The 1,231-nt window shown below is 63.0% G+C and carries 1 protein-coding gene; it reads left to right on the top strand.

All coding sequences use genetic code 11. The annotated features are described in order from the left end of the window. Positions 1–59 precede the first annotated feature (59 nt). Positions 60–1,199: a recombinase family protein gene (locus WD767_06260; GenBank protein MEX2615679.1), complete on the top strand. Its 1,140-nt coding sequence runs from the start codon at positions 60–62 to the stop codon at positions 1,197–1,199. Positions 1,200–1,231 lie beyond the last annotated feature (32 nt).

Here is a 1,231-nt window from a genome sequence, read left to right as displayed (position 1 = left end):
CTCCTCGGGGAGTGTCCCCTTTCTAAGGTGTCCGTCAAACCCGGGGTAGCTCACACACGATGGGTGCGCTCTTCCTTAAGGACCTGGCCGACAAGACGCGCCGCGGCCTGCGCGGCCGGGTCGAGGCTGGCAAGTCGGGCGGCGGCAACTGCTACGGTTATGACGTCGTGCGCCGCCTTGGCTCAGACGGCCAGCCGGTGCGCGGCGAGCGCAAGATCAACGAATGCGAGGCCGGGATCGTCCGGCGTATCTTCAATGAATACGCGTCCGGCAAGTCGCCGCAGGCCATCGCCAAACAGTTCAACAAGGAATCCATCCCCGGTCCCTCGAACAAGGCGTGGGGACCATCCACCATCCACGGCAATCCTGACCGCGGCACCGGCATCCTGAACAACGAGCTGTATATCGGCAGGCTGATCTGGAACCGCCTCCGCTACATCAAGGACCCGCAGACCGGAAAGCGCGTCTCACGTCTCAACCCGGAATCCGAATGGATCATTCAGGATGTGCCGGAACTGCGCGTCATCGATCCGGACTTATGGGACAAGGTGAAGGCGCGGCAACAATCCTTGCGCAGCAACCGCAAGGGCAAGAAGGCCGCCGGTTACTGGGACCGGCGCCGCCCGCGTTTCATCTTCTCCGGCCTGATGGAGTGCGGCTGCTGCGGCGGCGGTTACATCAATCTCAATGCCGAGCGTGTGGGCTGCTCGGCAGCTCGCGCCAAGGGCACGTGCGACAACCGCCGCACCATGCGCCGCGAAGAGATGGAAACGCTGGTATTGGAAGCCTTGCATCATCACCTGATGGACCCCGCCCTGTGCGATGCCTTCTGCGCCGAGTACACCCGGCACATGAACAAGCTCCATGCAGATCGCAACGCGCATCGCAAGACGGCGAAAAACGCGCTGGCCAAGGCCGAGCGTGAGCTTGACCGGCTGGTGAAGGCGATCATGGACGGCATTCCGGCCTCACGCGTGAAGGACCGGATGGTCGAGCTCGAAGCCCGCACGGCGGAACTGGAGGCACAGCTTGCCGAGGGCGAGGACGAAACCGTCCTCGTCCATCCTAAGATGGCGGGCTACTACCGTGAGCAGATCGGTCGCCTTCGTGAGGCCCTCACGGACGAAAGCCGCCGCCCCGAAGCGACGGCGCTGATCCGCAAGCTTATCGACAAGATCGGTACCCGTCCGGTGAAGTAGCGGTTCGGCTGATGATATTGTGTTTTTACGCC

It is taken from the genome of Alphaproteobacteria bacterium, assembly GCA_040905865.1.
GTDB lineage: Bacteria > Pseudomonadota > Alphaproteobacteria > UBA8366.
Note: the sequence above shows the minus strand (reverse complement) of the source record. Positions and strands in the feature narration are given on the sequence as shown.

What these genes read in the sequence shown, in the direction of transcription:
- WD767_06260 (MEX2615679.1), top strand. Translation starts at nt 60, where the DNA reads ATGGGTGCGCTCTTCCTTAAGGACCTGGCCGACAAGACGCGCCGCGGC.